At 58.1% G+C, this 26,088-nt stretch carries 26 protein-coding genes and 1 riboswitch; of the genes, 17 read left to right on the top strand and 9 right to left on the bottom strand.

Features of this window, described 5'->3' with window-relative positions; translation table 11 throughout:
• Positions 1–87 precede the first annotated feature (87 nt).
• Positions 88–1,365: an L-fuconate dehydratase gene (locus FY156_14885; GenBank protein ID UXS02665.1), complete on the top strand. Its 1,278-nt coding sequence runs from the start codon at positions 88–90 to the stop codon at positions 1,363–1,365.
• Here FY156_14885 and FY156_14880 read toward each other — a convergent pair.
• Positions 1,347–2,393 carry a threonine-phosphate decarboxylase gene (locus FY156_14880; GenBank protein ID UXS02664.1) on the bottom strand — a complete coding sequence of 349 codons (1,047 nt, stop codon included), beginning with the start codon at positions 2,391–2,393 and terminating at the stop codon, positions 1,347–1,349. The genes FY156_14885 and FY156_14880 overlap by 19 nt on opposite strands.
• Between FY156_14880 and cobD the strand changes: the two genes are divergently transcribed.
• Positions 2,392–3,357, top strand: coding sequence for a cobalamin biosynthesis protein CobD (gene cobD / locus FY156_14875; GenBank protein UXS02663.1), 966 nt, complete (start codon positions 2,392–2,394; stop codon positions 3,355–3,357). The two genes, FY156_14880 and cobD, sit on opposite strands and share 2 nt — an antisense overlap.
• On the opposite strand, the gene FY156_14870 is transcribed toward cobD, so the two are convergent.
• Positions 3,344–4,801: a cobyric acid synthase gene (locus tag FY156_14870; GenBank protein ID UXS02662.1), complete on the bottom strand. Its 1,458-nt coding sequence runs from the start codon at positions 4,799–4,801 to the stop codon at positions 3,344–3,346. The genes cobD and FY156_14870 overlap by 14 nt on opposite strands.
• 3 nt (positions 4,802–4,804) lie before the next feature.
• Positions 4,805–5,422 carry a cob(I)yrinic acid a,c-diamide adenosyltransferase gene (cobO, locus tag FY156_14865; protein UXS03163.1) on the bottom strand — a complete coding sequence of 206 codons (618 nt, stop codon included), beginning with the start codon at positions 5,420–5,422 and terminating at the stop codon, positions 4,805–4,807.
• 131 nt (positions 5,423–5,553) lie between these two features.
• Positions 5,554–5,770, top strand: a riboswitch (cobalamin riboswitch).
• A gap of 156 nt (positions 5,771–5,926) precedes the next feature.
• Between cobO and FY156_14860 the strand changes: the two genes are divergently transcribed.
• From FY156_14860 to FY156_14830, 7 genes are read left to right on the top strand one after another with little or no spacing between them, the layout of a single operon-like run.
• Positions 5,927–6,313 carry a DUF1636 domain-containing protein gene (locus tag FY156_14860; GenBank protein ID UXS02661.1) on the top strand — a complete coding sequence of 129 codons (387 nt, stop codon included), beginning with the start codon at positions 5,927–5,929 and terminating at the stop codon, positions 6,311–6,313.
• Positions 6,310–7,347, top strand: a complete 1,038-nt coding sequence (cobW, locus tag FY156_14855; GenBank protein UXS02660.1) for a cobalamin biosynthesis protein CobW — start codon at positions 6,310–6,312, stop codon at positions 7,345–7,347. The genes FY156_14860 and cobW overlap by 4 nt, the downstream gene beginning before the upstream one ends.
• A 2-nt stretch (positions 7,348–7,349) precedes the next feature.
• Positions 7,350–10,697, top strand: a complete 3,348-nt coding sequence (cobN, locus tag FY156_14850) for a cobaltochelatase subunit CobN (protein UXS02659.1) — start codon at positions 7,350–7,352, stop codon at positions 10,695–10,697.
• The gene (cobG, locus tag FY156_14845) at positions 10,694–12,052 is read left to right on the top strand and encodes a precorrin-3B synthase (GenBank protein UXS02658.1); all 1,359 of its coding nucleotides are present in this window, start codon (positions 10,694–10,696) and stop codon (positions 12,050–12,052) included. The genes cobN and cobG overlap by 4 nt, the downstream gene beginning before the upstream one ends.
• The gene (locus FY156_14840) at positions 12,049–12,681 is read left to right on the top strand and encodes a precorrin-8X methylmutase (GenBank protein ID UXS02657.1); all 633 of its coding nucleotides are present in this window, start codon (positions 12,049–12,051) and stop codon (positions 12,679–12,681) included. Before cobG ends, FY156_14840 begins: the two co-directional genes overlap by 4 nt.
• Positions 12,678–13,460, top strand: coding sequence for a precorrin-2 C(20)-methyltransferase (locus FY156_14835; protein UXS02656.1), 783 nt, complete (start codon positions 12,678–12,680; stop codon positions 13,458–13,460). Before FY156_14840 ends, FY156_14835 begins: the two co-directional genes overlap by 4 nt.
• Positions 13,457–14,218, top strand: a complete 762-nt coding sequence (locus tag FY156_14830; GenBank protein ID UXS02655.1) for a precorrin-3B C(17)-methyltransferase — start codon at positions 13,457–13,459, stop codon at positions 14,216–14,218. The genes FY156_14835 and FY156_14830 overlap by 4 nt, the downstream gene beginning before the upstream one ends.
• On the opposite strand, the gene FY156_14825 is transcribed toward FY156_14830, so the two are convergent.
• Positions 14,185–14,952: a cobalt-precorrin-6A reductase gene (locus FY156_14825; protein UXS02654.1), complete on the bottom strand. Its 768-nt coding sequence runs from the start codon at positions 14,950–14,952 to the stop codon at positions 14,185–14,187. The genes FY156_14830 and FY156_14825 overlap by 34 nt on opposite strands.
• Here FY156_14825 and cbiE point away from each other — a divergent pair.
• Genes cbiE through cobM form a run of 3 tightly spaced genes read left to right on the top strand, consistent with a single transcriptional unit; the run spans position 14,951 to position 17,366 of the window.
• Positions 14,951–16,222 (top strand): precorrin-6y C5,15-methyltransferase (decarboxylating) subunit CbiE, encoded by a 1,272-nt coding sequence (gene cbiE, locus FY156_14820; GenBank protein ID UXS02653.1) that lies wholly within the window; start codon positions 14,951–14,953, stop codon positions 16,220–16,222. The two genes, FY156_14825 and cbiE, sit on opposite strands and share 2 nt — an antisense overlap.
• On the top strand, positions 16,219–16,596 hold the full coding sequence (locus FY156_14815; GenBank protein UXS02652.1) for a cobalamin biosynthesis protein: 378 nt from the start codon (positions 16,219–16,221) through the stop codon (positions 16,594–16,596). The genes cbiE and FY156_14815 overlap by 4 nt, the downstream gene beginning before the upstream one ends.
• Positions 16,593–17,366 carry a precorrin-4 C(11)-methyltransferase gene (gene cobM / locus FY156_14810; GenBank protein UXS02651.1) on the top strand — a complete coding sequence of 258 codons (774 nt, stop codon included), beginning with the start codon at positions 16,593–16,595 and terminating at the stop codon, positions 17,364–17,366. The genes FY156_14815 and cobM overlap by 4 nt, the downstream gene beginning before the upstream one ends.
• Here cobM and FY156_14805 read toward each other — a convergent pair.
• The gene (locus FY156_14805; protein ID UXS02650.1) at positions 17,321–18,451 is read right to left on the bottom strand and encodes a cobalt-precorrin-5B (C(1))-methyltransferase; all 1,131 of its coding nucleotides are present in this window, start codon (positions 18,449–18,451) and stop codon (positions 17,321–17,323) included. The genes cobM and FY156_14805 overlap by 46 nt on opposite strands.
• A 58-nt stretch (positions 18,452–18,509) precedes the next feature.
• On the opposite strand from FY156_14805, the gene cobA reads away from it, so the two are divergent.
• From cobA to FY156_14790, 3 genes are all read left to right on the top strand, one after another.
• Positions 18,510–19,292, top strand: coding sequence for a uroporphyrinogen-III C-methyltransferase (gene cobA / locus FY156_14800; GenBank protein UXS02649.1), 783 nt, complete (start codon positions 18,510–18,512; stop codon positions 19,290–19,292).
• 2 nt (positions 19,293–19,294) lie between these two features.
• The gene (locus FY156_14795) at positions 19,295–20,611 is read left to right on the top strand and encodes a cobyrinate a,c-diamide synthase (GenBank protein UXS02648.1); all 1,317 of its coding nucleotides are present in this window, start codon (positions 19,295–19,297) and stop codon (positions 20,609–20,611) included.
• A 112-nt stretch (positions 20,612–20,723) separates the two neighbouring features.
• A complete protein-coding gene (locus FY156_14790) occupies positions 20,724–21,974 on the top strand; it encodes a cytochrome-c peroxidase (GenBank protein ID UXS02647.1) in 1,251 nt (416 codons plus the stop codon).
• Here FY156_14790 and leuB read toward each other — a convergent pair.
• The 3 genes from leuB to FY156_14775 all read right to left on the bottom strand — a co-directional run bounded on the left by leuB (position 21,955) and on the right by FY156_14775 (position 24,283).
• Positions 21,955–23,067 (bottom strand): 3-isopropylmalate dehydrogenase, encoded by a 1,113-nt coding sequence (leuB, locus tag FY156_14785; GenBank protein ID UXS02646.1) that lies wholly within the window; start codon positions 23,065–23,067, stop codon positions 21,955–21,957. The genes FY156_14790 and leuB overlap by 20 nt on opposite strands.
• Positions 23,068–23,285: 218 nt before the next feature.
• On the bottom strand, positions 23,286–23,891 hold the full coding sequence (gene leuD / locus FY156_14780; GenBank protein ID UXS02645.1) for a 3-isopropylmalate dehydratase small subunit: 606 nt from the start codon (positions 23,889–23,891) through the stop codon (positions 23,286–23,288).
• Positions 23,892–24,049: 158 nt separating this feature from the next.
• Positions 24,050–24,283, bottom strand: a complete 234-nt coding sequence (locus FY156_14775) for a hypothetical protein (protein ID UXS02644.1) — start codon at positions 24,281–24,283, stop codon at positions 24,050–24,052.
• A gap of 110 nt (positions 24,284–24,393) precedes the next feature.
• On the opposite strand from FY156_14775, the gene FY156_14770 reads away from it, so the two are divergent.
• Both FY156_14770 and FY156_14765 read left to right on the top strand, forming a co-directional pair.
• Positions 24,394–25,308, top strand: a complete 915-nt coding sequence (locus FY156_14770; GenBank protein UXS02643.1) for a CoA ester lyase — start codon at positions 24,394–24,396, stop codon at positions 25,306–25,308.
• A gap of 66 nt (positions 25,309–25,374) precedes the next feature.
• A complete protein-coding gene (locus tag FY156_14765) occupies positions 25,375–25,581 on the top strand; it encodes a DUF1737 domain-containing protein (protein ID UXS02642.1) in 207 nt (68 codons plus the stop codon).
• A gap of 23 nt (positions 25,582–25,604) precedes the next feature.
• Here the strand turns inward: FY156_14765 and FY156_14760 are convergent, their stop codons facing one another.
• Entirely contained in the window at positions 25,605–26,042 is a 438-nt protein-coding gene (locus FY156_14760; protein ID UXS02641.1) for a metallopeptidase family protein, read from the bottom strand.
• Positions 26,043–26,088 lie beyond the last annotated feature (46 nt).

The raw sequence follows: 26,088 nt of genomic DNA, 5'->3' as shown, positions 1-26,088 counted from the left end.
CGAAACAACGAGAGAGCGATGGAAAACATTCTGCATTTTATTCCCACGCTCTAACCTATTAGTGACCCCTGACCGCGAGTGAACGGCATGACCAAGATTACAGATTTGCGCGTTTTCGATCTGCGCTTTCCCACGTCTCAAAGCCTTGATGGCTCCGATGCGATGAATCCAGACCCTGATTATTCCGCAGCCTATGTCATTCTCGACACGGACGAACCTGGTTTAAAAGGCCACGGACTGACCTTCACCATTGGTCGCGGCAACGACATTTGCTGCATGGCAATCGAGGCAATGCATCATCTGGTCGTTGGCACTGATCTTGCGACGGTTCTTGAAAATCCTGGCAAATACTGGCGCCATCTGACCAGCGACAGCCAGCTTCGCTGGATTGGTCCAGACAAGGGCGCCATGCATCTTGCCACCGGTGCGGTGGTCAACGCCGTCTGGGACCTGCTGGCCAAAAAGGCGGGCAAGCCTGTCTGGCAGCTTGTCGCGGATATGAGCGCCGAAGAAATCGCCGATATCGTCGACTACCGTTATCTTACCGATGTGCTGACCCGCGACGAAGCGCTGGCGATCCTGAAAAAAGCCGAGGGTGGCAAAAAGGAGCGTATCGAGACGCTGAAGGCCGAGGGATATGCGTGCTATACGACGTCGGCGGGTTGGCTCGGTTACGACGATGCCAAGCTGCGCCGTCTCTGCCAGGAGGCAATCGATGCCGGCTTCAACCACGTCAAGATGAAGGTTGGCCGTGATCTGGAAGATGATATTCGCCGCCTTACCATCGCTCGTGAGGTGATTGGTCCGGATCGCTATCTGATGATCGATGCCAATCAGGTATGGGAAGTGGATCAGGCGATCGACTGGGTTAAAAAACTCGCTTTCGCCAAGCCGTTCTTCATCGAAGAGCCGACAAGCCCTGATGATATTGCTGGCCATCGCAAGATCCGTGAAGCCATCGGTCCGGTTAAGGTTGCGACCGGTGAAATGTGCCAGAACCGCATCATGTTCAAGCAGTTCATTGCCGAAGGTGCAATCGATGTGGTGCAGATCGATTCCTGCCGCATGGGCGGACTGAATGAAGTTCTGGCCGTTCTGCTGATCGCCGCAAAATATGGTCTTCCGGTCTGGCCGCATGCCGGTGGCGTAGGTCTTTGCGAATACGTGCAGCACCTTTCCATGATTGACTACCTTGTCGTTTCCGGGACCAAGGAAGGCCGAGTGATCGAATATGTCGATCACCTGCACGAGCACTTCATCGAACCCTGCGAAATTCGCAATGCGGCCTATATGCCACCAAGGCTACCGGGCTTCTCAATCGAGATGAAGCAGGAGTCGATCGAGACCTATACGTTCGAAGGATAATCGAATGTGTGCAGCGCGTCTTCGAGGCGCTGCCATTCTTCCTCGGTTGCGGGAAGGCCGAAACGAACATCATTCGGCCTTTCGTCAAACACGCGCACCAATATGCCGCTTTGACCAAGGTGGTCGAAAAGATGTGGCGCGCGCTCATCTCTCGCCAATCTGAACAGCGACGTTCCACCGACGATCGACAAACTGGCCTTTCGAAGAAGCGTATCCAGACGACCAGCCTGCATCGTTAGCCGGAGTCGCATGGCGTCCTGCCACGTCCGGTCAGCGAGCGCTTCCGTTGCGATATGCAGGGCCGGTCCCGATACAGCCCATGGACCAAGCCGGGATTCCAGATCGGCGGCGATATCGGGATGGGCGACTGCAAAACCCAAGCGCACGCCCGCCATGCCGTAGAATTTTCCGAAAGATCGCAGGACAACAAGTGCATCCTCGTTTGTGAGACTTGCGAGACTTTCTGCGGTTCCGGTTTCAATGAAGGCCTCATCGACGACCAGCAGGCCGCCTTTGTGTCTCATGGAAGTGGCGATTGCCGACAGCGCGTCTCGATCCATGACTCGTCCATCGGGATTGTTGGGATTGACGATCGTCGCGTAGTCACAGGCCAGGAGGTCGTTGACGTACTGGACTTCCGTCATTGGCAAGCCTGCCATTCGGGCCGTTCGGGCATGTTCGGCATAGGCGGGCGCAAGGACACCCCCTCGCCGTGCACCGCGATCGAGTGCCAGTTGTGCCAGGAGCGGCATCAGCATCTGCGTGCCTGGCGAGGCAACGATATGATCCTCAGAAGGTGCGCCAAAACTCTCTGCTGCCCGCTTCTTCAGCGCTGAGAGGGTGTCGGGTTCAGGCAGGCGGGCAAATGCGCTAGCGGGAATGGGCGAATGCGGATAGGAGTGCGGATTGATCCCGGTCGAAAGGTCGATCCATGGTTCAGGTGCCTGAGGAAACAACCGACGTGCCCGACCGAGATTACCGCCGTGATGGATCGCAGGTTGCGCCTTTTCTGGTACGTTGTCGCCCATGTTCCTTGCTCTCGCTTTTTTGTCGCTCGTGATCGAACGTCTGACGGGATACCCGGACTGGCTTTTCAAGCGCGTCGGTCATCCCGTCACCTGGATCGGTTCGCTTATCGCGCTCCTTGACAAAAAATGGAACCGGGAAGAAGACGCATTTTCACAGCGCAAGATGGCGGGTTTGATGGCGTTGACCGTATTCCTCGGTAGCACGATCCTTGTCGCATGGATTGCCCAATCGACCTTGTTACTTATGCCGCTTGGTCTTTTGCTTGTTGCGATCGTGGGTGCATCCCTTCCCGCGCAAAGGAGCCTTGAGCAGCATGTCGCAGCCGTTGCGACAGCCCTTGAGCAAGAGGGGCTTGAAGGTGGGCGCAAGGCCGTTTCGATGATTGTCGGGCGTGATCCTGAGAAGCTTGATGAGGCGGCGGTATGCCGTGCAGCGATCGAAAGCCTGGCAGAAAACTTTTCGGACGGTGTCGTGGCGCCCGCCTTCTGGCTTGCCATGCTTGGCTTGCCGGGCGGGGCGGGATACAAGGCGATCAATACGGCAGACAGTATGATTGGGCATCGATCCTCACGCCATGAAGCATTCGGCTGGGCGTCAGCCCGGCTAGATGATCTCGTCAACTTGCCAGCCTCACGACTGAGCGGCCTTCTGTTTGTCGTGGCTGCGTTTTTTGTGAAAGATGCCTCGCCTCGCCAGGCGATCCGTGCTGTTTTCCGCGATGCCCGCCATCATCGTTCTCCCAATGCCGGGTGGCCGGAGGCCGCGCTTGCCGGTGCGCTCGGTTTTGCGCTTGCCGGGCCACGTTCTTATGGGGGGCAGATGATCGAGGCCCGCTTCATGGGCGACGGCGGGAGACGTGATCTGACTGCGTCGGATATTCGCCAGGCTCTGCTTTTGGCTCGCATTGCGGATGGACTGTTGATCAGCCTGTTTGGCGTGCTTGCGCTCGCTATCGCGCTATAGCAAGCAATGCGTCGAGATCGATATGGGCTTCCATGTGCTCAGCCAGCCGGTCGAGCACCGCATCGACGTCGGCTTCGTAGTTCAAGTGGGAACTTTCCGTTCCCAATCGCTGCAGCCAGACACTTCTTTGTGCATCATCGGCAAAAAGACCGTGAATATAGGTGCCAAAGACCCGTCCATCAGATGAGATTGCACCTTCGGTATGATTGCCGATTTTCGAAAAAGGCCGTGTGCAGTCGGCTCCGTATGTTTGTCCGACATGCATTTCATAGCCGGTAAACGATGTTCCATCGAAGCTGGTCCCTTGCACGGACACCAATCTCTTGTCGTCGGTGAGGGTTGTTGCGACATCAAGCAATCCAAGACCTTCGACCGTGGCCGGAGGACCTTCGATGCCGTCAGGGTCTGAGACCATTTTGCCGAGCATCTGATAACCACCGCACAGCCCAAGCACCATGCCGCCACGGCGCAGATGAGCCCTGATGTCGATATCAAGCCCGGATGTCTTCAGAGCGTTCAGGTCTGCGATGGTGGACTTTGACCCACAGAGCAGGACCAGCGCGCAGTCGCCAGGAATTGCTTGGCCCGGCCGGATGCGGACCAGTTCGACATCCGGCTCCATGTCCAAGGGGTCGAGATCGTCGAAGTTTGAAATATGCGGCAGGATCGGAACCGCGATGCGGATTTTTGCGCCGTCCTTGGCGGTCTGGACATTGGAGAGGCCGAGCGCATCTTCCGCCGGCAGACGAGCGGCGTCGGGAAAATGCGGAAGAAGGCCGACGGATTGCCATCCCGTTTTGGCAGCGATGATCCGCATGCCTTCGTCGAACAATGAAGGATCGCCGCGAAAACGGTTGACGATGAAGCCTTCTATCATCGCGGCATCGGCGTCATCCAGCACCGCACTGGTGCCGACCAAGCTCGCGATCACGCCACCCCGCTCGATGTCGCCGATCAGGATGACTGGTACATCGGCGGCACGGGAAAAACCCATATTTGCAATGTCGTTGGCACGCAGATTGATTTCCGAAGCGCTGCCGGCACCTTCCACCAGAACCAGATCGGCTTTTTGCTTCAGCAACTCGAAACTTTCCAGGACCTTCGGCATCAAGCCAGCCTTGAGGCCCTGATATTCTGCGGCTTTTGCGTTGCCGGCGATCTTCCCTTGCACGATTACCTGCGCCCCGGTCTCGCTTTGCGGTTTCAGCAGGACGGGGTTCATGTGAACCGACAGCGCGACACCTGCGGCACGCGCTTGCAGCGCCTGCGCACGGCCGATTTCACCGCCATCCGCCGTAACTGCCGCATTGTTTGACATGTTCTGCGGCTTGAAGGGCATGACGCTGAGGCCGCGCTTGACGAAGGCACGTGCCAGCCCCGCCACCATCAGCGATTTCCCGACATCGGAGCCGGTTCCCTGAAACATAAGGGCGCGTGCAGTCATGGATCAGAACTCGATTCCCGCCTGCGCCTTCACGCCCGCCTTGAAGTGATGTTTGACGAGGCTCATTTCCGTGACCATATCGGCGGCCTCGATCAGGGCTGGCTTGGCGTTACGGCCGGTGACGATGACATGCAAATCAGTCCGGCGTTTCTCAAGCGTTGCAATGACCTCTTCCAGAGGCAGGTAGTCGTAGCGCAGTGCGATGTTGAGTTCGTCCAGGATCAAAAGACCGATGCTTTCATCGGCCATCAGGGTCTTGGCCTCTTCCCATGCCTTGGTTGCCGCGGCGACATCGCGCTTCAGATCCTGCGTGTCCCATGTGAAACCTTCGCCCATGGTTCGCCACTCCACCTTGTCGCCAAACAGGCTCAGTGCCTGCTGCTCACCGGTCGACCATGCGCCCTTGATGAACTGCACGACGCCGACACGCCTGCTATTTCCGAGCATACGCAAGGCGAGCCCGAACGCCGCCGTCGATTTACCCTTGCCGGGGCCGGTATTGACCATCAGCAGGCCTTTTTCGACCGTCTTTTCAGCAACTTCGGCATCCTGCACCGCTTTACGGTTCACCATCTTCTGCCGGTGTCGCTCGGCTTCGGCGTCGTTGATTTCGCGGTTCATCATGCATGTCCCTGTTTTTCGGCAGCGGGTGTGAACACCTCGCCGTGGAAGCGGCGACTATACCCAATTTGCCGCACCCGGCAATCCGCTGGCAGGGACAGCATGGCATTGACCGCAAAAGGCGTTCAGCCTAAGTGTATCGAGCAAACGGTCTTTTTCCGGCAACGGGGAAAGCTAAGAGGGAACACGGTTCAAGCCCCGTTGGGTCAATCCGTGGCTGCCCCCGCAACTGTAAGCGGTAAGCCCACACCGTGAAGCCACTGGACCGAACATGTCCGGGAAGGCGGTGTCAAACGGGTATCGATCAAGCCGCGAGCCAGGAGACCTGCCGTTCACGCAAAAACGTCTGCCGGGCGGGGTGCTCCGGCCAGTCGATGAAATCGAACGAGCCGCCTTGCCTGGCAAGCGTGCCGTTTTCGAGATGCGCACCCCGAAAAGTCTAAAGGCGCGGAAAGCGAAAACGGTTTGGATATCGCAGTCACATCCTCATGCACCAAAGATGGGTTGGAAAACGATGACGTTTCCGGCGTGGTCGTGTTTGTGTGCCGGAGTTGTCGCGATGCAAATGATCCAGATCTCGATCCCCGTCCCGGGCCCATTCTGGCGGAACGTGCAGCCGAAAAGGCGCACAACGCGGGTATCGAGGTGCGAAGCGTCAATTGTCTTGCCAATTGCAAGCGTGGGCTGAGCGCTGTTTTACGTGGCGCCGATGGCTGGTCTTATGTGTTTGGCGGACTGACGCCCGACAATGCCGAGGATTTGCTTGTTGGCGCTCGCCTGCTGGCCACTGCGCCGGACGGGCTGATGCCCTGGCGCGGCCGTCCTGATAGTTTGAAGCGCGGCATGGTCGCGCGTATTCCCCCATTCGATTTTACCGAGGAGATGAAATGAGCACCCTTCTGGATCGCGTTCCCTGCACCATCGTTACCGGTTTTCTGGGGGCCGGAAAAACAACGCTTCTGCGTGGCCTTCTCGAAAAACTCGACGGGAAACGTCTTGCCATTATCGTCAATGAATTCGGTGATGTCGGCATCGATGGCGAAATTCTCAAGGGTTGCGGTATCGAGAGCTGCCCGGAAGAAAACATTGTCGAACTGGCCAATGGCTGCATCTGCTGCACAGTGGCCGATGACTTCCAGCCAGCGATCGAGCAGATTCTCAGCCGCCAGCCGAAGGTCGAGCACATTCTGATCGAGACTTCGGGTCTGGCACTGCCAAAGCCGCTTGTTCAGGCTTTCCAGTGGCCGGCGATCAAAAGCCGTGTCACGGTTGATGCCGTTATTGCTGTCGTGGACGGCGCAGCTCTGGCTGAGGGCCAAGTCGCACACGACATGGAGGCGCTTTCCGCACAGCGGCAGGCCGATGAAGCGCTTGATCACGATGATCCCGTTGAAGAGGTTTTCGAAGATCAGGTTGCCTGCGCCGATCTCATCGTCATGACCAAGGCCGATCTGCTTGACGCTGCCGGTCTTGAAAAGGCCAAAGCCCACATCTCGGAACATCTGCCGAAGGCTGCCAAGATCGTCGTCGCATCGAACGGCGCCGTTGATCCTGCCGTGCTGATTGGCCTCGGCCTTGCGGTTGAAGAGGATATCGAAAACCGTCATACGCATCACGATGAAGAACACGATCACGATCACGACGATTTCGATAGCTTCGTTATAGACCTGCCAGCGGTGACCGATCCAGAAGCCCTCGCCGTCCGCATCGCGGAAACGGCTGCAGCGGAAAACGTCCTTCGTATCAAAGGCTTCATCGAGGTTTCGGCCAAGCCGATGCGCCTTCAGGTGCAGGCGGTCGGAAGCCGCGTCAATCACTACTACGACCGGCCGTGGGCGCCGGGTGAGACGCGCCGCAGCCGACTGGTCGTCATCGGTGAAAAAGGCCTGAACCGCGAGAAGATCGAACAGATGCTGGCTGCCTGACGATGCATATCCTTTCCACGACATCGTCGTCTCTGGACGACCTGATCGAGCCGGTTGATCTCAACCAGCCGCAGGCAGATGTCGTGGTTTTGTCCTTTTCGGCCAGCGATCTCGCTGGTCTGGAACGGGTATGGCGGGAGGATCAGGCACGCCCAACCCTTGTTACCGCCAATCTTTCGGAACTTCGCCACCCCATGTCGGTCGATCTTTGGATCGAGAAGACCGCAGAACACGCAAAGCTTATCCTTATCCGGATTCTGGGTGGTGCGGATCGCTGGCGGTATGGCGTGGATCAGCTTGCGCAGATGGCGCGACGGCGCGGTGTGAAGCTTGCACTTCTGCCCGGCGAATGCAGCGAGCGCGACGATAAGCTGGAAGCGGCCTCAACGATCGACCAGTCGACACTTGCTGCGATCCTCTCTTTCTTTCGCGAAGGAGGGTCTGAGAACATGGAGCGTCTCGCCAGAGGCTTGGCGGCGCTCTCAGGCGGTTACAACTGGCCGCAAGTTGAACCTGTTCCCCTGCCGAAGACCGGCTTTTATCGGCCGGGTGAGGGCTTCGTTGCTGAAAAACGGGCGAGGGAGGATTTTGGCGCCGATGCTCCAGTCCTGCCCATCCTGTTTTATCGTTCGATGCTGCTGGCGTCCGATGTCGCGCCCATCGACGCTTTGTTTGCATCCTTGAAGGTGCGTGGTTTCGCGCCGTTGCCAATCTTTGTCAGCGGCCTGAAGGATGCGGATGCGGCGGGTTTTCTGGAGCGTGTGCTTCCCGGCTTAAAACCGGCTGCCATTATTGCCGCTACGGCGTTTGCAAGTCAGGTCGATGACCATGGAAAAACCCTGTTCGACCGATTGGGATTACCGGTCTTTCAGGTCATCATGGCAACAACCCGGCGTGACGGTTGGGCGGACAATAGCCGTGGCCTAAACCCTTCCGATCTCGCCATGCACGTCGTGCTCCCAGAGCTGGATGGACGGATTCTTGCCGGTGTGATCTCATTCAAGCAGCCCGGTACGCAGGGTAACTCAGCCCTCATCAATGTGCCTGAGCCAGACCGCATCCTGCAGGTGACGAACCGCATTGCAGCCTTCCTGCGATTGAAACAGACACCGCGTCAGGAGCGTCGTGTTGTCGTTCTGATGCCCGATTATCCGGGTGCTGCACCCGGACGAACCGGATATGCCGTCGGGCTCGATGTGCCACAAAGTGTTCTGGAAATGCTGCGCGACCTGAAGGCTGCGGGATATTCGGTCTCGGGAATTCCAGAAACGGCGCGTGCCTTGCTCGATCGCGTCGAACAAGGGCATGTGCAGATCGATTGTTCTGCCTACGCGGATTTTCGCGCTGCATTTCCAGCAGAGGTGAGTGATGCGCTGGAGGCGACGTGGGGTCCTGCCGAGGAGGACGATGCTGTCCGCGCGGGGGCATTCCGCTTTCGTGCTGCGACGTTTGGTTCCGTCACGGTGGCTCTCGCCCCTGATCGCGGCCGTAACGAAGATCGCCGCGTGGATTATCACGATCCTGCCCTGCCACCGCGTCATGCACTGGCGGCATTCGGTGCGTGGATGCAAAGGGAAGTCGATGCCCACGCCGTCGTCCATGTCGGCGCGCATGGCACACTGGAATGGCTTCCCGGCAAGACGGTTGCTCTGTCGCAAGTCTGCTTTCCGGAGGTCGTTGCCGGGGCTTTGCCAGTCATCTATCCGTTTATCGTTTCCAATCCCGGCGAGGCGGCGGTCGCCAAACGCCGTATCGCCGCTGTTACCATCGGTCACGTCCCGCCGGTGCTTGTTGATGCCGGCCTCTCGGCGGATCAGACGGCACTCGAACAGCTTGTGGATGAATATGCCCAGGCGGACGGGCTGGATCGCCGCCGCCGTGATCGATTGGCGAAACTGATTGTGGAGAAAGCGCGTGAGACAGGTCTGGCGGCCGACGCAGGCGTCGGTACTCAAGACGACGCAGACACTGCCCTGTCTCGTATTGACGCCTTTCTCTGTGACCTGAAGGATTTTGCCATCAAGGATGGCCAGCATGTTTTCGGACGCAGTGCTGCGGGTGATGTTGATCCTTTGAGGCTACAAAGTGCCGCGTCGGAAAAGACAGCACTGCTTGCAGCTCTGGATGGTCTACACATTCCACCGGGCCCTTCCGGCGCGCCAGCGCGCGGGCGTCTGGACGTCCTGCCCACCGGCCGAAATCTCTATGCGGCCGATCCCCGGACAATGCCGACGCCAACGGCTTTCGAATTGGGCCGCATGGCAGGAGAGGAAGTGCTGCGGCATTACCTTCAAAGTCACGGTGACTGGCCAAAGCACATGGTTTTCGATCTTTGGGGCTCGGCATCGTTGCGCAATGGCGGTGAGGATGTCGCGCAGGCACTCCATCTGATGGGCGCGCGACCGGTTTACGATCCAGCTACTGGTCGGGTCACCGGTATCGAGGTTTTGCCCCCTGCGGCGCTCGGTCGACCGCGTGTCGATGTGACCTTCCGCATTTCCGGTCTTTTTCGCGATATGTTTCCGGCGCTTATCGCGCTTCTCGATGCTGCGGCCAAGGCGATTGCGCGGCGTGAGGAAGCCTCGGGTGACAATCCACTGGGAGAGGAAGCGTCGGCGCTGGGGTTTATCCCGGCGCGTATTTTCGGATCTGCCCCCGGCACCTATGGCGCGGGGATCGAAGAAAAGCTGGCAAATGGGGCCTGGGAGGAACGACAAGAACTCGGTCGTACCTATCTCGATGCTGCAAACCATGCCTTCGGTGGCGCAGATGGTCTCGAGATGTCTGAAAATGCCGGCTTTGCCGTACAGGTCGAGAAGGCCGAGTTGCTCGTCCATACAGGCGATGATCCCGGACGCGATCTGCTCGACGGATCGTCCGACGTGGCATTTATTGGCGGTTTTGCCGCCGCCAAGGCGCTGCTCGGGCAAGCCGCCGATGTCGTGGCACTGGATACCACCAATCCCGGTCGTCCGCGTGCGAGATCGATCGCACAGGCCCTGACACGTGTCGTGCGTGCCCGCGCCGTGAACCCACGCTTCATTGCCGGCCAGATGCGGCACGGTCCGCGTGGTGCTGCGGAATTTGCTGAAACCGTGGACCGGTTGATCGGTTTTGCAGAAACCACACACGCAGTTTCGTCGTCTTTGATCGAAGCGCTCTACGATGCCTATTTCGGCGATGAAGCTGTGCGTACGTTCATCCTTCGGGAAAACCCGCAGGCGGCAGAGGTCATGGCCCGACGTTTTCTCTCGGCGCGGCATCGTAACCTGTGGCATAGTCGCCGCAATGCGGTGGATGCGGAACTGGAAATGCTGATCGTTCCACATTCCGATAGGGTAAGCGTATGAACGCGGCGCACCTCGATCCTGTCCAGCCGTTTTCCCGACGTGGTGTTTGTCCTGCCTTGTCGGCGCCGATGCAGACGGGTGACGGACTGTTGTCCCGTGTCGCTTTCACCGACGATATATCACCGCAGGATCTTGCAAATCTTTGCGATCTGTCTGCCCGTCATGGCAACGGGTTGATTGATGTGACGGCGCGAGGTGGCTTGCAGTTTCGTGGTTTGACATCACCAAGCGCCTGTCTCCTGGAAAACGATGTTCTCGCTCTAGCTCTGCCGGTTCGAGAAGGATTGGCGGTAGAAACCTCGCCTCTTGCCGGGCGTGATGTGACAGAAACAAGCAGTCCGCTTGCCCTTGCAAGGTGCATTCACGAAAAGTCTCTCGAACTCCGTTTGCACGAGCGTGTTGCCGCAAAAATGTCCGTTGTGGTCGATGGCAGTGGCCAGATTCGCATGAGCGACCTTCTCGCGGATATTCGATTGAAGGCGGTTCAGCACGACGGTCAGATCTTCTGGCAAGTGATGCTGGGAGGAACCGAAGACAAGGCATTTTACGCCGGTGTCCTTCATCCAGAACACGCTGCCGACGCTGTCATGGCACTTCTCTGCCACCTGGCTGAACAGGGCCAAACTGCACGTGGGCGCGATTTGGACGGTGATGCGGTGAACGCCATTTGCGGCGATGTACTGTTGGAGCAGTTGGCACCCGATTTGTCAGAGGCATCGAAATCTCCTTACGGTCTGATCGCCTTGGGTGACGATGGTTTTGCGGCTGGCATCGCCCCTGCCTTTGGGCAGATTGCGACGGCGTCGCTCTCCTCGTTGTGCCGCAATGCGCTCAGCGTCGGCATCCATGCAATGCGGCCGGGGCCGGCGCACGGGCTATTTTTTTTCGGTACTCGCACACAATGTGAGCTGCTGATTGCCTATGCCAAGTCATCCGGCCTGATCGTTGCGGGAAACGACCCACGATCATATCTTGCAACCTGTTCCGGCGCCCCGGCTTGCGCGTCAGCCCTCCTGCCAACCCACGAACTTGCCGATTTCGCGGCAAAGCAGTGCGCGTCGTTGCTGGATGGCTCTTTGATACTGCATGTGTCCGGTTGTGGGAAAGGCTGCGCGCACCCCTCTCCGTCCCTCCTTGCCATTTCCGGCTCTCCGGAAGGACTGGCGTTTTCGCTGTCAGGCCGCGTTTCCGACGCACCGGATCTTGTTTTGCCGTCCGATGAACAAAAGGCCGTGCTTTCGCGGCTTGCCCGACTTCACGAAAAAGAACATAAGCCCGGGGAAAATGCCCGCACCCTGTTTGTCCGCCTGGGCAAAGACAGGGTCAGCGCGGCGCTCCGACAGGATGACCGATGACCAATTATGACTATATCCGCAACGGCGATGCGATCTATGAGCGCTCCTTCGCCATCATCCGTGAAGAAGCCGATCTTTCGGTTTTCACGCCAGAGCAGGCGGATATCGCCATCCGTATGATCCACGCCTGCGGGCAAGTGGAAGCGACGCGTCATTTCCGCTTCTCGCCCGATTTCGTTTCGGCAGCGCGTGGTGCGCTTGCTGCGGGAAAACCCATCCTCTGCGATGCAGAGATGGTTGCGCATGGTGTTACCCGTGCCCGCCTGCCGGCCAATAATGAGGTTATCTGCACCTTGCGCGATCCGCGCACGCCTGAACTTGCCAAGGCAATTGGCAATACGCGCTCCGCTGCTGCTCTCGATCTCTGGGTCGAGAAGATGGAAGGCGCGGTTGTTGCTATCGGCAATGCGCCCACCGCTCTGTTCTATCTTCTGGAAATGCTTGAAAACGGCGCTCCTCGTCCCGCCGCGATCATCGGAATGCCCGTCGGTTTCGTTGGCGCCATGGAATCAAAGGACGCACTCGAGGAAAGCTCGCTTGGCATTCCCTACGCCATCGTCAAAGGACGTATGGGTGGTTCTGCAATGACGGCCGCTGCCGTCAACGCTATCGCGAGGGCGGGTCTATGAGTGCTGCTTTGTTGGAGCCGACACAGGAAAAGATGCTGAAGGGCAAGCTGATCGGCGTCGGTACGGGTCCCGGCGATCCGGAATTGCTGACGCTAAAAGCTGTCAGGGCCATCGACACAGCCGATGTCGTGGCATTTTTCTGCAAAAAGGGCAGCACGGGTAACGGACGTCGTATCGTCGAAGCCTTCATTCGTCCCGGCACGCTGGAAATGCCGCTTGTTTATCCTGTCACTGTTGAGAGCGACAAAAACGGTGACGACTATCGCGGCGCCATTGCCGCATTTTTCGACCAGTCAGCGAAGGATATTGCTGCTCACCTCGACGCCGGGCGCAATGTTGCGGTTCTGTCGGAAGGCGATCCGCTGTTTTATGGTTCGTATATGCATCTGCATCTGCGTCTTGCTCCATCCTATCCGGCGGAAGTCGTGGCAGGCATAACCGCGATGTCCGGGTGCTGGTCGATGGCCGGCCTGCCACTGGTTCAGGGGGACGACATCCTGAGCATTCTTCCGGGAACGCTCGACGAGGCAATCCTGGAAACGCGGCTTTCGGGAACAGATGGTGCCGTCATTATGAAGGTTGGCCGCAACCTGCCGAAAATCCGCCGTGCTCTTGAAAAGGCTGGAAAACTGGAAAATGCGCTCTACGTCGAGCGCGGCACCATGGAAAACGGTCAAGCCATGCGGCTGGCCGAGCGAGACGGTTCGCCAGCACCTTATTTCTCGCTGGTGCTGGTTCCCGGATGGAAGGACAGGCCTTCGAATGAGGATGCACAATGACCGGCAAGCTGACGGTCGTTGGCCTTGGCCCTGGCAATACCGGGCAGATTACGCCTGAGGCACTGGCCGCAGTCGAAGCGGCGGTGGATTTCTTCGGTTACATTCCCTATCTCGACCGGCTGTCGCTGCGTCCAGATCAGCGTCGCCATGCTTCCGACAATCGCGAGGAGATTTCGCGGGCCGGACAGGCGCTTCGACTTGCGGCAGCAGGCGGCAATGTCTGTGTCGTTTCCGGCGGTGATCCCGGTGTTTTCGCCATGGCTGCCGCCGTGTGTGAAGCCATGGAAGATGGCCCTGCCGAATGGCGGGATATCGAATTCTCAGTCGTGCCGGGGGTGACAGCCATGCTTGCTGTTGCCGCACGTGCCGGAGCGCCACTTGGCCATGATTTTTGTGCCATCTCCCTTTCGGACAACCTGAAACCCTGGGCCATTATTGAAAAGCGCTTGATTGCAGCGGCGGAAGCCGGTTTCGTGATGGCTTTCTACAATCCCGTCAGCAAGGCCCGTCCGCATCAGTTGACGACGGCATTCGATATCCTGCGTGATCATTTGCCGGGGTCGGTGCCGGTGATTTTCGGCCGGGCGGCGGGTCGACAGGATGAGCGCATGCGCGTCGTGCCCTTGTCTGAAGCGCAGAGTGATATGGCCGACATGGCCACCTGCATTATCGTCGGATCGGTCGAAACCCGGATCATTGACCGCAAAAACCAACCGTCGCTGGTTTACTCGCCGCGTTTTTCGGCAAGGGAAAACTGATGACGGATAGCGGCCAGCGCAGTGTCTATATCGGGCACCGTCGCCACGTCGGGACGTTCCGGCCGTTCGATCATAGTGACGGGAATGCCGAGCTGTCGTGCCGCTTCGATCTTTCCGTAGGAGGCATTGCCGCCAGAGTTCTTGGAGACCACGATCTCAATGCCGTTGTTGTTCAGCATGGCGATCTCGTCATCCAGTACAAAAGGTCCACGTGCCGTTATGTAGCGAATGTCCGGCAGCTTGAGTGGCGGCTCGACCGGATCGACACTGCGGACCAGGTAGGAGTGTTGCGGTGCCATTTCGAATGGCAAAAGCTCTTGTCGCCCCAGCGCAAGGAATACGTTTCTGGGGGCAGTGCCAAGTGCGGTGACCGCGTCATGCGTCGTCATCACCCTTTGCCATCGATCGCCCTGTTGCTGTCGCCACGCCGGGCGGTCGAGCGCAATCAGCGGAGTATCAGCCAACAAGGCGGCTTCTGCAGCGTTACGCGAAATACGCGCCGCAAAGGGGTGGGTCGCGTCCACCAGAATATCGAATTTCTCGTTTCGGATGAATTCTGCAAGTCCGGCCGATCCGCCAAAACCGCCGGTTCTGGTTGGTACCGGTTGTTTAACCGGGTCTCGTGTGCGTCCAGCCATGGACAGCAGAATGCGGAAGCCGGAGTCCTCGGCCAGCTTTCCGGCGAGAAGGCGGGCGTCCGTTGTGCCGCCAAGGATCAGGATGGAGCGTGTCATGGTCTCTGAATATGCTGGAACGGATAAAGCTGCCACTGAAAAGGCAAAAAAGCCGTGGCTTTCGATTGTGGGGATCGGCGAGGATGGATTGTCCGGACTTGGCGATAACGCTCGTCGTGCCATTGAAAGTGCGGCGGTTGTTTTCGGCGGTGTGCGCCACCTGGAGCTTGCGGCATCCGCAATCAAGGGTGAGGCGAGGTCCTGGCCTACACCATTTGATGTCGAGATGTCCGAAGTCGTGGCACTGCGCGGCCATAAAGTCTGTGTTCTCGCATCTGGCGATCCGTTCTTCTACGGCGTCGGGGTAACGCTGCTGAGAAAGATTGCCGCCGAAGAGACGGTTTCCCATCCGTCGCCGTCCGCATTTTCTCTTGCGGCATCACGTCTGGGTTGGGCTCTGCAATCCGTTGAATGCGTGTCTTTGCACGGCCGTTCCATTGATCTCATTCGGCCACACCTGCATCAAGGTGCAAAGATCATCGCACTGACCTCCGATGCCCAAGCGCCCGCTCTTATCGCAAAATTGCTTTCGGAGACGGGGTTCGGGCATTCGACGTTTCTCTTGCTGGAAGCGCTCGGTGGGCAACGTGAGCGGTTGCGTCACGCCAAGGCTAAGGATTTCTCTCTGGAAAACATCGATCCCCTGAACGTCGTGGCGATTGATATCGTCGCTGACGCAAACGCGCGTATCTTACCCTACACCAGCGGACTTGATGACGCGTTGTTTGAACACGATGGGCAGATTACCAAACGCGAGATACGTGCGGTCACTTTGTCGTCGCTTGCCCCGCGCCATGGTGAACTATTGTGGGATATCGGCGCTGGCTCCGGGTCGATCGGGATCGAATGGATGCTTTCGCACCCTTCTCTCAAAGCCATCGCGATTGAACAGCACAGTCAGCGTGCCGAGCGTATCGCGCGCAATGCAGAAGCCTTCGGCGTTACCGGACTTGAAATTCTGATTGGCACGGCACCGGAAGCTTTTGACGGTCTACCTCCCCCAGATGCTATTTTCATTGGTGGAGGTGGCAGCGAAAAGGGCGTTCTGGACGGTGCAATCGAGGCTCTGAAGCCAGGTGGCCGGCTTGTCGCCAATGCCGTGACGCTGGAAATGGAAGCGATGCTGCTTGCCGCGCAGGCACGCCTTGGTGGTTCCCTCATCCGGCTCGACGTCTCGCGTGCGTCGGCGGTCGGGTCGATGTCGGGCTGGAAACCGGCGATGCCCGTCACGCAGTGGAACTGGACCAAATCACGGGATGAGGAAACGTGATCGTTGCGGGAATAGGATGCCGTAAAGGCGTCGGCGGAGACGCTATCGTGGCGGCATTGCGCGCTGCACAGGAGGCGTTTGACGTAAACGCGGATTGTCTTGCCACGGCGCCAATCAAGGCTGATGAGCCGGGTATAAAAAGTGCGGCGCGGCAACTTGGAATGCGGTTGTTCGTGGCCGATCAGGTGAGCCTCGATGCTGCGGCGGCGAGAGTGCTGACGATTTCGGAAGTCAGCCTCACTCACGCAGGATCGCCCAGTGTCAGCGAAGCCTCAGCCCTCGCCGTTGCTGGCAAGAATTCGAAACTGGTCGCACCGCGTTTCGTGGTTGGCGATATCACGGTGGCCTTTGCCACTTCTGGAGAAGAAACATGACGGTTCATTTTATCGGCGCTGGCCCGGGTGCTGCCGACCTGATCACGGTGCGCGGTCGCGACCTGATCGCCGCCTGCCCTGTCTGCCTTTATGCCGGTTCGCTGGTGCCGAAAGCGCTCATCGACTACTGCCCGCCGGGCGCGCGCATTGTTGACACCTCTTCCTTGTCGCTGGACGAGATCGAAGCTGAGTTCGTCGCCGCAGCGAAAGCGGGTAAGGATGTGGCCCGCCTGCATTCTGGTGATCTTTCCGTCTGGAGCGCCATGGGCGAACAGATCCGCCGCCTCGAGCGATTGGATCTCGACTATACTGTCACGCCTGGGGTTCCATCCTTTGCGGCCGCTGCTGCAACGCTCAAGCGCGAGTTGACGGTTCCCGAGGTTGCGCAAAGCCTGGTGCTGACTCGTGTTTCCGGCCGCGCTTCGAAAATGCCCGAGACCGAGACCTTGAAGGCTTTCGGTGCGACCGGTGCGACGCTCGCCATCCATCTTGCCATTCATGCCATCGGCAAAGTGGTCGAGGAGTTGACGCCGCTCTACGGAGCCGATTGCCCGGTTGCGATTGTCGTTCGTGCATCCTGGCCCGAGGAACGGGTCATTCGTGGCACATTGACCGATATCGAAGGCAAGCTTGCTGCCGAACCTGTGGAGCGCACAGCCCTGATCTTTGTCGGGCGTGGACTTGCGTCCGAGGATTTCCGCGAAAGCGCGCTTTACAGCACCGATTATGTCCGTCGGTTCCGCTCTTCGAAGGAGAATGCCGAAGGGTGATCGGACGGCGTGAAGGCAGTGCGGCCTTTCAGATTGCCCTGCCGGTCGAATACCAGAATATCGAGCGAGACAGCCGGATCTTTCAATGCGGCGGCGGCGGTGACCCAGGCTTTCTCAGCAACGATATTGCCCAGATCAATTCCTGCGGCTTCAGCCAGTTGAAAAGCGTGTGCCACCATATTGGCCTGCCGGATTTCACTGGCAAGCACGTCGTCCGCACCGGCTCCGATGGCCAGTTCGGCAAGGGCTTCGAGATCGGCAAGACCGCGTTTGGAGTGAACATCCAGCATGCCCTGCGCCAGCTTGGTCATCTTGGCGACACCACCGGCAATGGTGACCCGTTCGACCGGATGGCTGCGCAGGTATTTGAGCATGCCGCCGATGAAATCGCCCATGTCGATCAAGGCCGTTTCGGGCAACTCATACAGCGCCTGTCCTGCCTTCTCCGACGTGTTGCCGGTGGCGCCAAGCAGGTGGGTAAGACCGGTCGCACGGGCGACATCGATGCCGCGCCAGATCGAGTGAATCCATGCCGAACAGGAGAAAGGAATAACCACCCCGGTCGTCCCGAGAATGGAAATGCCGCCAATAATTCCAAGCCGGCCGTTCAGCGTTTTCTCAGCCATTTTTTCGCCGTCGCGAACCGAGATTTCAACCTCGAAATCCCTGTTATCACCGGCAACTTCACGAATTGCAGTTTCGATCATGCGGCGAGGAACGGGGTTGATTGCGGGTTCGCCGGGGGGCAAGGGCAGGCCCGGCCGGGTGATTGTGCCGACCCCCTTGCCAGCCTTGAAAACGATGCCGCTTCCGTGTTTTCCCAACCGCACGGTGCTTTCAATCAGTGCACCATGCGTGACATCCGGATCGTCTCCGGCATCCTTGATGACGCCGGCCCGGGCAAAATTTTCACCCTTTTCCTGGGTCGCAAGCGAAAATGCCGGTCGCGCCCCGCTTGGAAGTTCAACCTCGACAGGGTAAGGAAACTCGCCGGTCAGAAGGGCGACGCAGGCCGCCTTCGTGGCGGCTGCCGCGCAGGTGCCCGTGGTCCAGCCGCGGCGAAGGGTCTTTCCATCCGTTTCCATTTGAATTCCTATAGCCGGGACGGCTTTATCCGTCATCGGTAAAGAGCAAGCAGCAAGTATGTCGATATCGCAAATTCTGGATAACATCGCCCAAAAAGGACCGGCCTTCGAAGCCGGCCATGTCTGGCTCGCCGGAGCCGGGCCAGGTGATGTGCGTTATCTCACACTGGATGTCGCTCTTGCGCTGGGACAAGCAGACATCATCGTGCGCGACGCTCTGATCAGCGATGAGGTTATCGCCCTGGGTGCGAAGGCGGAGATCGTTTTTGCCGGCAAGCGGGGCGGAAAGCCTTCTGCGGTGCAGGACAATATTACAGCGTCGTTGATCGACTTTGCTCGAAAAGGGAAAAAGGTGTTGCGCCTGAAAGGTGGCGATCCCTTCATTTTCGGCCGGGGTGGCGAAGAAATCGAAGCGCTGCGCGAGGCTGGCATTGCATTTCGCGTGCTGCCGGGCATGACGTCCTCGTTTACGGCCTTGGCTGCGGCTGGTATTCCGGCAACGATGCGAGGCATCAGCCGGGCCATAACGCTCGCTACAGGCCATGCGGCAGGTACCGAGGACGATCTTGACTGGCTGGCGCTCGCCAAGACGAAGGAGCCGATCGTCGTCTATATGGGTCTGAAGAACATCGGCACCATCGCCGGCCTCTTGATGGCAGGCGGGCGGTCGGGTGACACGCCGGTTGCGGTCATCATGGCTGCGACGACTGCGCAGGAACGAATTTTCATCGGATCACTGAAAAACATAGCCGACGATGCAAAGCGTGAGAATTTCGAGGCACCGGCCCTGATCGTCATTGGTAATATCGTTTCCATGCGACACCGTCTCGGGATATCCTGATCATGACAACGCGGGCAATCATCATTGGCGCACCACGCTCCGGCTCCGGTAAAACCAGTGTGACGATCGGTCTGCTGCGCGCGTTCGCCCGGCGTGGTGTCAATGTGCGTGGTATCAAGACCGGCCCGGATTACATCGATCCCGGCTTTCATGCGTTTGCGACCGGTTCCGCTGGTCTCAATCTCGACAGTTGGGCCATGCAGCCCGATCTGTTGCGATATCTCTTTCTGGAGCAGGCCGTCGGCGCCGACCTCGTCATCATCGAAAGCGCCATGGGTCTTTTCGATGGTATCCCTGTTGCCGAACACCGTAGCGGGTCGGCTGCCGATCTGGCGCGGCTTTTCGGCATACCCGTGCTTCTCGTTCTCGATGTTTCCGGTCAGTCGCAGACGGCTGCGGCGATTGCCCATGGTTTTGCGCATTACGATCCGGCAGTCCGCATGGGTGCTGTTGTCCTTAATCGTGCTGGCAGCGAAAGGCACCGTACGCTTTGTTCCGAGGCAATCGAAAACATTGGCCTTCCCGTTGTCGGTTGCGTCTTGCGTGATCCTTCACTTGTCCTGCCGGAACGGCATCTGGGATTGGTTCAGGCCAGTGAACACCCGGAAATCGATGCCCATATCGAACGGCTGGCAGACACGATGGAAAAGTCCATCGATCTTGATGTGCTGCTCTCGTTGGCCACTCCTGTCGAGGTCCCATCTGGCTCCGTAGAGGCGGCAATTGCTCCTCCCGGTCAGCGCATCGCGCTTGCGGAGGATGCTGTATTTACCTTCCTTTATCCGCATCTCAAAAGCCACTGGCGCGCGGTGGGAGCGGAGATCGTACCGTTCTCGCCACTCGCCGACCAAGCGCCCGATGAGACTTGCGATGTTTGCTGGCTGCCAGGCGGATATCCTGAGCTCCATGCCGGTACGCTTGCAGATGCTGCGAATTTCAAAGCCGGTCTTGCGCGCTTTGCCGCAAAAAAAACTGTTCACGGCGAGTGCGGTGGCTACATGGTGCTGGGTGAGGCGCTCGAAGATGCAGATGGTGTTACGCATGCGATGACGGGGCTTTTGTCGCACGCCACCAGTTTCGCCAAGCGCAAGATGAACCTTGGTTATAGACAGGCGACGATTACCGTTGATGGCCCGCTTGGCAGGGCGGGTGAGGTGTTGCGCGGTCATGAATTCCATTATGCGCGTGTGACCGACCCGGGCCGGGATGAACCTTTTGCGGAGATTGCCGATGGGCAAGGACGTGCACTCGGACCTTCTGGCGGAAGACGCGGACCTGTTTCCGGCAGCTTCTTTCATGCGATTGCAAAAGGGACGTGACCTTCCCTGCTGCGACAAACTGGAGCGTGTTGTGAAAGTTTGTGGGCGCGGAACATGTGAAGTGGTATAAGGCGGGCGTTAATCGCGCATTTTCCTGAAGCGTGCCGTACCGATGACCAGACCCGGATATATCACCTCTATCGTTCTTGCTTCCATCTTCGCCATGGCCCCTGTGAGAGCGGGCCTGGAGAGCCTGCAAGCGCACGGCGGTGAAGATTATGCGACGCTCGAAAAACTGGGCGCGGCCCTCTTCGACGATCCCAACATATCGATGAACCGAACGATGGCATGTTCCACCTGCCATATGCAGGCTGCCGGTTTCTCGGATGCGCGCGAGGCGGACAAGGTTGGCCGCGACGTTTCCTTGGGCGATGACGGTTTTTCGCTTGGCGATCGAAATGCGCCGACTGCGGCCTATACGAAATTCTCGCCACCTTTCGGCAAAAATGACGCGGGCGAATATGTCGGCGGGCAGTTCTGGGATGGGCGGGCCCGCTCACTGGAGGATCAGGCCGCCGGCCCTCCTCTCAATCCGATAGAAATGGGCATGCCGGACAAGGCCGCTGTTGTTCAGCGGCTGAAAGAAAATCCAGATTATGTCGCCGCATTCGGCACGCAGTTCGGCGGGGATGTCTTTCAGGATAATGAGACAGCTTTTGCAGCCATGACAAAGGCGCTGGCCAGTTTCGAGCGCTCGGATCAGTTTTCCACCTTTGACTCGAAATATGATCGCTTTCTGCAGGGTGAGGAAAAACTGACAGATCAGGAAGAGCTTGGACGGGTGCTGATGTCATCGACACAGTTCACCAATTGCAATCTCTGCCACGAAATCCGTGGTTCGAAGGGACTGGAAAACGGGCTCTTCACCAACCACAAATATTTCAATATCGGCGTCCCCGCCAACAGGGCGGTGCGTGCGGCGAACGGGTCGAAAGCAGATACGGTCGATCTTGGTCTGGCACAGAACCCGCTTGTCGCGGGTGACCCGTCTGCGCGTGGCAAATTCAAGGTGCCGACATTGCGCAATGTTGCCGTTACCGCGCCTTATATGCACAACGGGGTGTTCAAGGACCTGCGCACCGCCGTGCTGTTTTACGTGAAATACAAAAGCAAGAAGCCGAGCCGTCAGATCAACCCGGAAACCGGGGAAAAATGGGATTCGCCGGAAGTGCCTGATAATATCGCCATGGAGGAATTGACCTCGGCGCCGGCACTGGACGACAAGCGCGTGGACGCCATTGTCGCGTTTTTGAAGACGCTGACCGACAAGCGGTACGAACATCTCCTACCAAAAGAGGCCGGGCAGGCAACGGTGCCACCTGCCCAGCCAATCGCTGTTTCTGTTACGCCGAAAGCGCCTTGAATTCGGCGAGAACCGCATCACCCATTTCGGTCGTGCTGACCTGGCGCGAACCCTCGGCCATGATATCGGCCGTACGGATACCCTTGTCGAGCACGTTGGCGATGGCGGTTTCGAGCTTTGTGGCTTCTTCGACCATGTTGAACGAATAACGCAGGCACATAGCGAAAGACGCGATCATGGCGATCGGGTTGGCGATACCCTTGCCGGCGATATCGGGTGCCGAGCCATGCACTGGCTCGTACATGGCCTTGCGCTTGCCGGTCTTAGCGTCCGGTGCACCCAGCGAAGCGGAAGGCAGCATGCCGAGTGAGCCTGTCAGCATGGCGGCAACATCGGACAGCATGTCGCCAAACAGGTTGTCGGTCACGATGACATCGAACTGCTTGGGCTTGCGAACAAGCTGCATGCCGCCGGCATCTGCCAGCATGTGCTCAAGCTGAACGTCCTTGTACTTTGCGGCATGCGTTTCAGTGACAACCTGATTCCACAGAACGCCCGATTTCATGACGTTGCGCTTTTCCATGGAGCAAACGCGGTTGTCGCGGGTGCGCGCGAGCTCGAAAGCGACGCTTGCAATGCGTTCGATCTCGAAGGTGTCGTAAATCTGGGTGTCGATGCCACGCTTCTGGCCATTGCCCAGATCGATGATCTGCTTGGGTTCGCCGAAGTAGACGCCGCCGGTCAATTCGCGGACGATGAGAATGTCGAGGCCTTCAACCAGTTCAGGCTTCAACGAAGAGGCGGCGGCGAGTGCCGGGTAGCAGATTGCCGGACGCAGATTGGCGAACAGTTCAAGATCCTTGCGAAGACGCAGCAAACCAGCTTCCGGGCGATGTTCGTAGGGAACGCCGTCCCATTTCGGCCCGCCGACTGCACCAAACAAGATGGCATCTGCCGCCAGCGCCTTTTCCATGTCAGCGTCGGAGATCGCGACGCCATGTGCGTCATAGGCGGAACCGCCGACCAGGCCTTCCTCGATCTTGAAGCCGGCGTTCTTCTCGTCATTCATGTAGGCGATCAGCTTGCGGACTTCGGCCATGGCTTCGGGGCCGATACCGTCACCGGGCAGCAGGAAAAGCGTGCGAACTGTCATCAAAACCTCCTTGGCGACACACCGGAAAACATCGCAAAGCGTTTTCGAGAATGGCGGACGCAGCATGAAACTCGTTTTCCATCCGGTTGCCGCATATTCGACGGTGTGGACGGGGTGGGGCTTCTTATCGCTGGTGGAGGGGCTTTTCAAGCAAAGCAAAAGCCGATCCGGTACGCTTTTATGCGACAGGATCGGCTTTCATCGTAAGCAGCTTAGATTTACGCCCAGGGACGGACGGATGCGTTGGCTTTTTCGAAGGTGTCGATTGCACCTGCATGTTCGAGCGTAAGGCCGATGTCATCGAGACCGTTCAACATGCAGTGGCGCTTGAATGCGTCGATCTCGAAGCCAATCGTGCCGCCATCCGGTCCGCTGATTTCCTGGCGCTCAAGATCGATCGACAAGACCGCGTTGGAACCGCGAGAGGCGTCGTCCAACAGCTTCTCAAGGTTCTCCGGGCTGACCACGATCGGCAGAACGCCGTTCTTGAAACAGTTGTTGTAGAAGATATCGGCGAAGCTGGTGGAAATCACGCAGCGAATGCCGAAATCAAGAAGCGCCCACGGTGCATGCTCACGCGACGATCCGCAGCCGAAATTGTCACCGGCGACGAGAATCTGCGCGTTCTGATAGGCGGGCTTGTTCAGCACGAAGTCAGGGTTCGGCGAACCATCTTCGAGGTAACGCGATTCCGCGAAAAGACCCTTGCCAAGACCGGTACGCTTGATGGTCTTCAGATAGTCTTTCGGGATAATCATGTCGGTGTCGATGTTGACGACCGGCATAGGGGCGGCCACGCCCGTCAGCTTGGTGAACTTTTCCATCTGTCGCTCCGGAATTCTTTTAACAGAACAGCAGCGCCAAGGCCTGCTTCAGGTTCCCTGTGGGAAATACTGCAAAACACATGGGTTTTGAAGCACAAACACGCTCAATTCGGTACGCTTTTGTCAGTACCGTGGCGTTTTACCCTGCTGCGCGGGGCTTAGAGATCGATGATCGTGCCCTTGCCGTCGTTCCATACGCGCATGTCGCGTTGCTGACCGCGGGTTTTCACCGGAATTGGCGCTGGCTTAAGACGGGCGGAGACAAGGCGCGCGAGGCTGAGAACAGCGAGCACGCCCACAAACGCCACCGTCAGCGAAGCGGTGAAGAGAGCGGCCATAGCCAGAATTGCGATGCCGGATGCGGCGATGAAAAACGAACGGATGCCTTGCATGATCCAAACCTTTCTTTCCAAATGAATGTGGGCCTTCTTCATCCGGCTTGCAAGAGGATTCAGTGGATTGTCAGCTTGCAGATGTCATAAAAGGTTGACACAAGTGCGGCATGGCTAATTTTTTGCATCACAACATCGTCAGCCCTCGTCGTTCGTTGCTCTCTGTTCCCGCAATAAACACCCGAGCGCTCGACAAGATTCACGATCTTGATTGCGATGGGGTGATCTTCGACCTGGAAGATTCTGTTGCGCCTGATATGAAAGAGAAGGCGCGGGACAATCTTAGGGCATTCTTTCAGGATCGCCCGCTTGCTGCGCGTGAAGCAATTATCCGCATAAATCCCTTCGAAACGACGGAGGGAAAAGCGGACCTGGAGCTTGTCCTTTCCTGTCGTCCCGATGCCGTTCTCCTGCCGAAAGTGGACACCCCGTCCGATATTCATCAGGTGGCCGATCTTCTCTCGGAGAGCGATGCTCCCGCGGATCTGAAAATCTGGGCGATGATCGAAACGCCACGCGGCGTTCTCAATGCTGCTGCAATTGCCGAAGCAGCCCATACGGCTGACGCGCGGCTGTCCGCTTTTGTTGTCGGGCTGAACGATTTGCGTAAGGAAACAAGAGTTCCTGCCCTGCCCGGTCGCGCTTATCTGGTTCCATGGTTGATGCAGGTTGTGCTGGCTGCCCGCGCGTATGGACTGGATGTCATCGACAGCGTGTCGAACGATTTTCGCGATCTCGGCAGTTTCGATCTCGAATGCGAACAGGGGCGCCATATGGGGTTTGATGGCAAGATGCTGATCCACCCTGCCCAGATCGAGGCGGCAAACCGCCGGTTTGCTCCGGAAGAGGCCGAGGTTGCCGAAGCTCGGGATATCATTGCTGCTTTTGCCCAACCCGAATCCGCTGGATTGAATGTTATCAACAAAAACGGGCGCATGATCGAACGACTGCATGTTGGCCAAGCCGAAAGGCTTGTGGCCCTCGCTGACGCCATCGCTCATGGCGCCGCAAAAAACAGAATCTAGTTGGGGCCTCGCGCAATCTGACGAGGTTCAGATTGTTCGCCCCGTTTCTCCAGAAAGGCAGGAAAAGTGAAAGTCTATCGTTTCATCACAGGTCCGGACGACTCGAAGTTTTGCCATCGCGTTACCGAGGCGCTTAACAAGGGCTGGGAGCTTGCAGGTTCGCCGACCTATGCCTTCAATGCCGCAGCCGGTGTGATGCACTGCGGCCAAGCCGTGACCAAGACGGTCGATGGCAAGGAATATCACCCGGACATGAAGCTCGGCGAACAGTGATGATGTGATTGGTGTGGACCGGATTACCGGTCCACGGCAGCCTCGGCGCTTTCTTCTATACGCTCCATGTCGTCGTCCGAGAGGCCAAAATGGTGGCCGATTTCATGGATGAGGACATGGGTGATGATATCGCCCAGCGTTTCGTCATTCTCCGCCCAATAGTCGAGAATGGGACGACGATAGAGCGTGATCCGGTTCGGCATTTCGCCGGTTTCCATGGTAAAGCGCTCTGAAATGCCGCGGCCTTCAAATAGCCCGAGCAGATCAAACGGTGTTTCAAGCGCCATATCTTCAAAGACTTCGTCAGTCGGAAAATCGGCGATCTCGATAATGAGGTCCTTGGTCAGCGCGCGGAATTCTTCCGGCAGGTGGCCATAGGCCTCGATGGCCAGCGATTCAAATGCTGAAATTGTCGGCGCGTGGCGGTCCCGCCAATCGTCGGTCTGGTCAATGCGGGCCATTTCTGCTCCTTATTTACGCGCCATATATACACTTGCGATGCAAATT

The sequence above is a fragment of the Agrobacterium tumefaciens genome, from assembly GCA_025559845.1.
Taxonomy (GTDB): Bacteria; Pseudomonadota; Alphaproteobacteria; order Rhizobiales; family Rhizobiaceae; genus Agrobacterium.
The sequence above is the reverse complement of the archived record's forward strand: the minus strand, read 5'-3'. Positions and strand labels throughout refer to the sequence as shown.

Bases quoted from the DNA above. Each gene is read 5' to 3' on its own strand.
- FY156_14885 (UXS02665.1), top strand. From the start codon at position 88: ATGACCAAGATTACAGATTTGCGCGTTTTCGATCTGCGCTTTCCCACG.
- cobD (UXS02663.1), top strand. From the start codon at position 2,392: ATGTTCCTTGCTCTCGCTTTTTTGTCGCTCGTGATCGAACGTCTGACG.
- FY156_14880 (UXS02664.1), bottom strand. From the start codon at position 2,393: ATGGGCGACAACGTACCAGAAAAGGCGCAACCTGCGATCCATCACGGC.
- FY156_14870 (UXS02662.1), bottom strand. From the start codon at position 4,801: ATGACTGCACGCGCCCTTATGTTTCAGGGAACCGGCTCCGATGTCGGG.
- cobO (UXS03163.1), bottom strand. From the start codon at position 5,422: ATGAACCGCGAAATCAACGACGCCGAAGCCGAGCGACACCGGCAGAAG.
- cobW (UXS02660.1), top strand. From the start codon at position 6,310: ATGAGCACCCTTCTGGATCGCGTTCCCTGCACCATCGTTACCGGTTTT.
- cobN (UXS02659.1), top strand. From the start codon at position 7,350: ATGCATATCCTTTCCACGACATCGTCGTCTCTGGACGACCTGATCGAG.
- cobG (UXS02658.1), top strand. From the start codon at position 10,694: ATGAACGCGGCGCACCTCGATCCTGTCCAGCCGTTTTCCCGACGTGGT.
- FY156_14840 (UXS02657.1), top strand. From the start codon at position 12,049: ATGACCAATTATGACTATATCCGCAACGGCGATGCGATCTATGAGCGC.
- FY156_14835 (UXS02656.1), top strand. From the start codon at position 12,678: ATGAGTGCTGCTTTGTTGGAGCCGACACAGGAAAAGATGCTGAAGGGC.
- FY156_14830 (UXS02655.1), top strand. From the start codon at position 13,457: ATGACCGGCAAGCTGACGGTCGTTGGCCTTGGCCCTGGCAATACCGGG.
- cbiE (UXS02653.1), top strand. From the start codon at position 14,951: ATGGTCTCTGAATATGCTGGAACGGATAAAGCTGCCACTGAAAAGGCA.
- FY156_14825 (UXS02654.1), bottom strand. From the start codon at position 14,952: ATGACACGCTCCATCCTGATCCTTGGCGGCACAACGGACGCCCGCCTT.
- cobM (UXS02651.1), top strand. From the start codon at position 16,593: ATGACGGTTCATTTTATCGGCGCTGGCCCGGGTGCTGCCGACCTGATC.
- FY156_14805 (UXS02650.1), bottom strand. From the start codon at position 18,451: ATGGAAACGGATGGAAAGACCCTTCGCCGCGGCTGGACCACGGGCACC.
- cobA (UXS02649.1), top strand. From the start codon at position 18,510: ATGTCGATATCGCAAATTCTGGATAACATCGCCCAAAAAGGACCGGCC.
- FY156_14795 (UXS02648.1), top strand. From the start codon at position 19,295: ATGACAACGCGGGCAATCATCATTGGCGCACCACGCTCCGGCTCCGGT.
- FY156_14790 (UXS02647.1), top strand. From the start codon at position 20,724: ATGACCAGACCCGGATATATCACCTCTATCGTTCTTGCTTCCATCTTC.
- leuB (UXS02646.1), bottom strand. From the start codon at position 23,067: ATGACAGTTCGCACGCTTTTCCTGCTGCCCGGTGACGGTATCGGCCCC.
- leuD (UXS02645.1), bottom strand. From the start codon at position 23,891: ATGGAAAAGTTCACCAAGCTGACGGGCGTGGCCGCCCCTATGCCGGTC.
- FY156_14775 (UXS02644.1), bottom strand. From the start codon at position 24,283: ATGCAAGGCATCCGTTCGTTTTTCATCGCCGCATCCGGCATCGCAATT.
- FY156_14770 (UXS02643.1), top strand. From the start codon at position 24,394: ATGGCTAATTTTTTGCATCACAACATCGTCAGCCCTCGTCGTTCGTTG.
- FY156_14760 (UXS02641.1), bottom strand. From the start codon at position 26,042: ATGGCCCGCATTGACCAGACCGACGATTGGCGGGACCGCCACGCGCCG.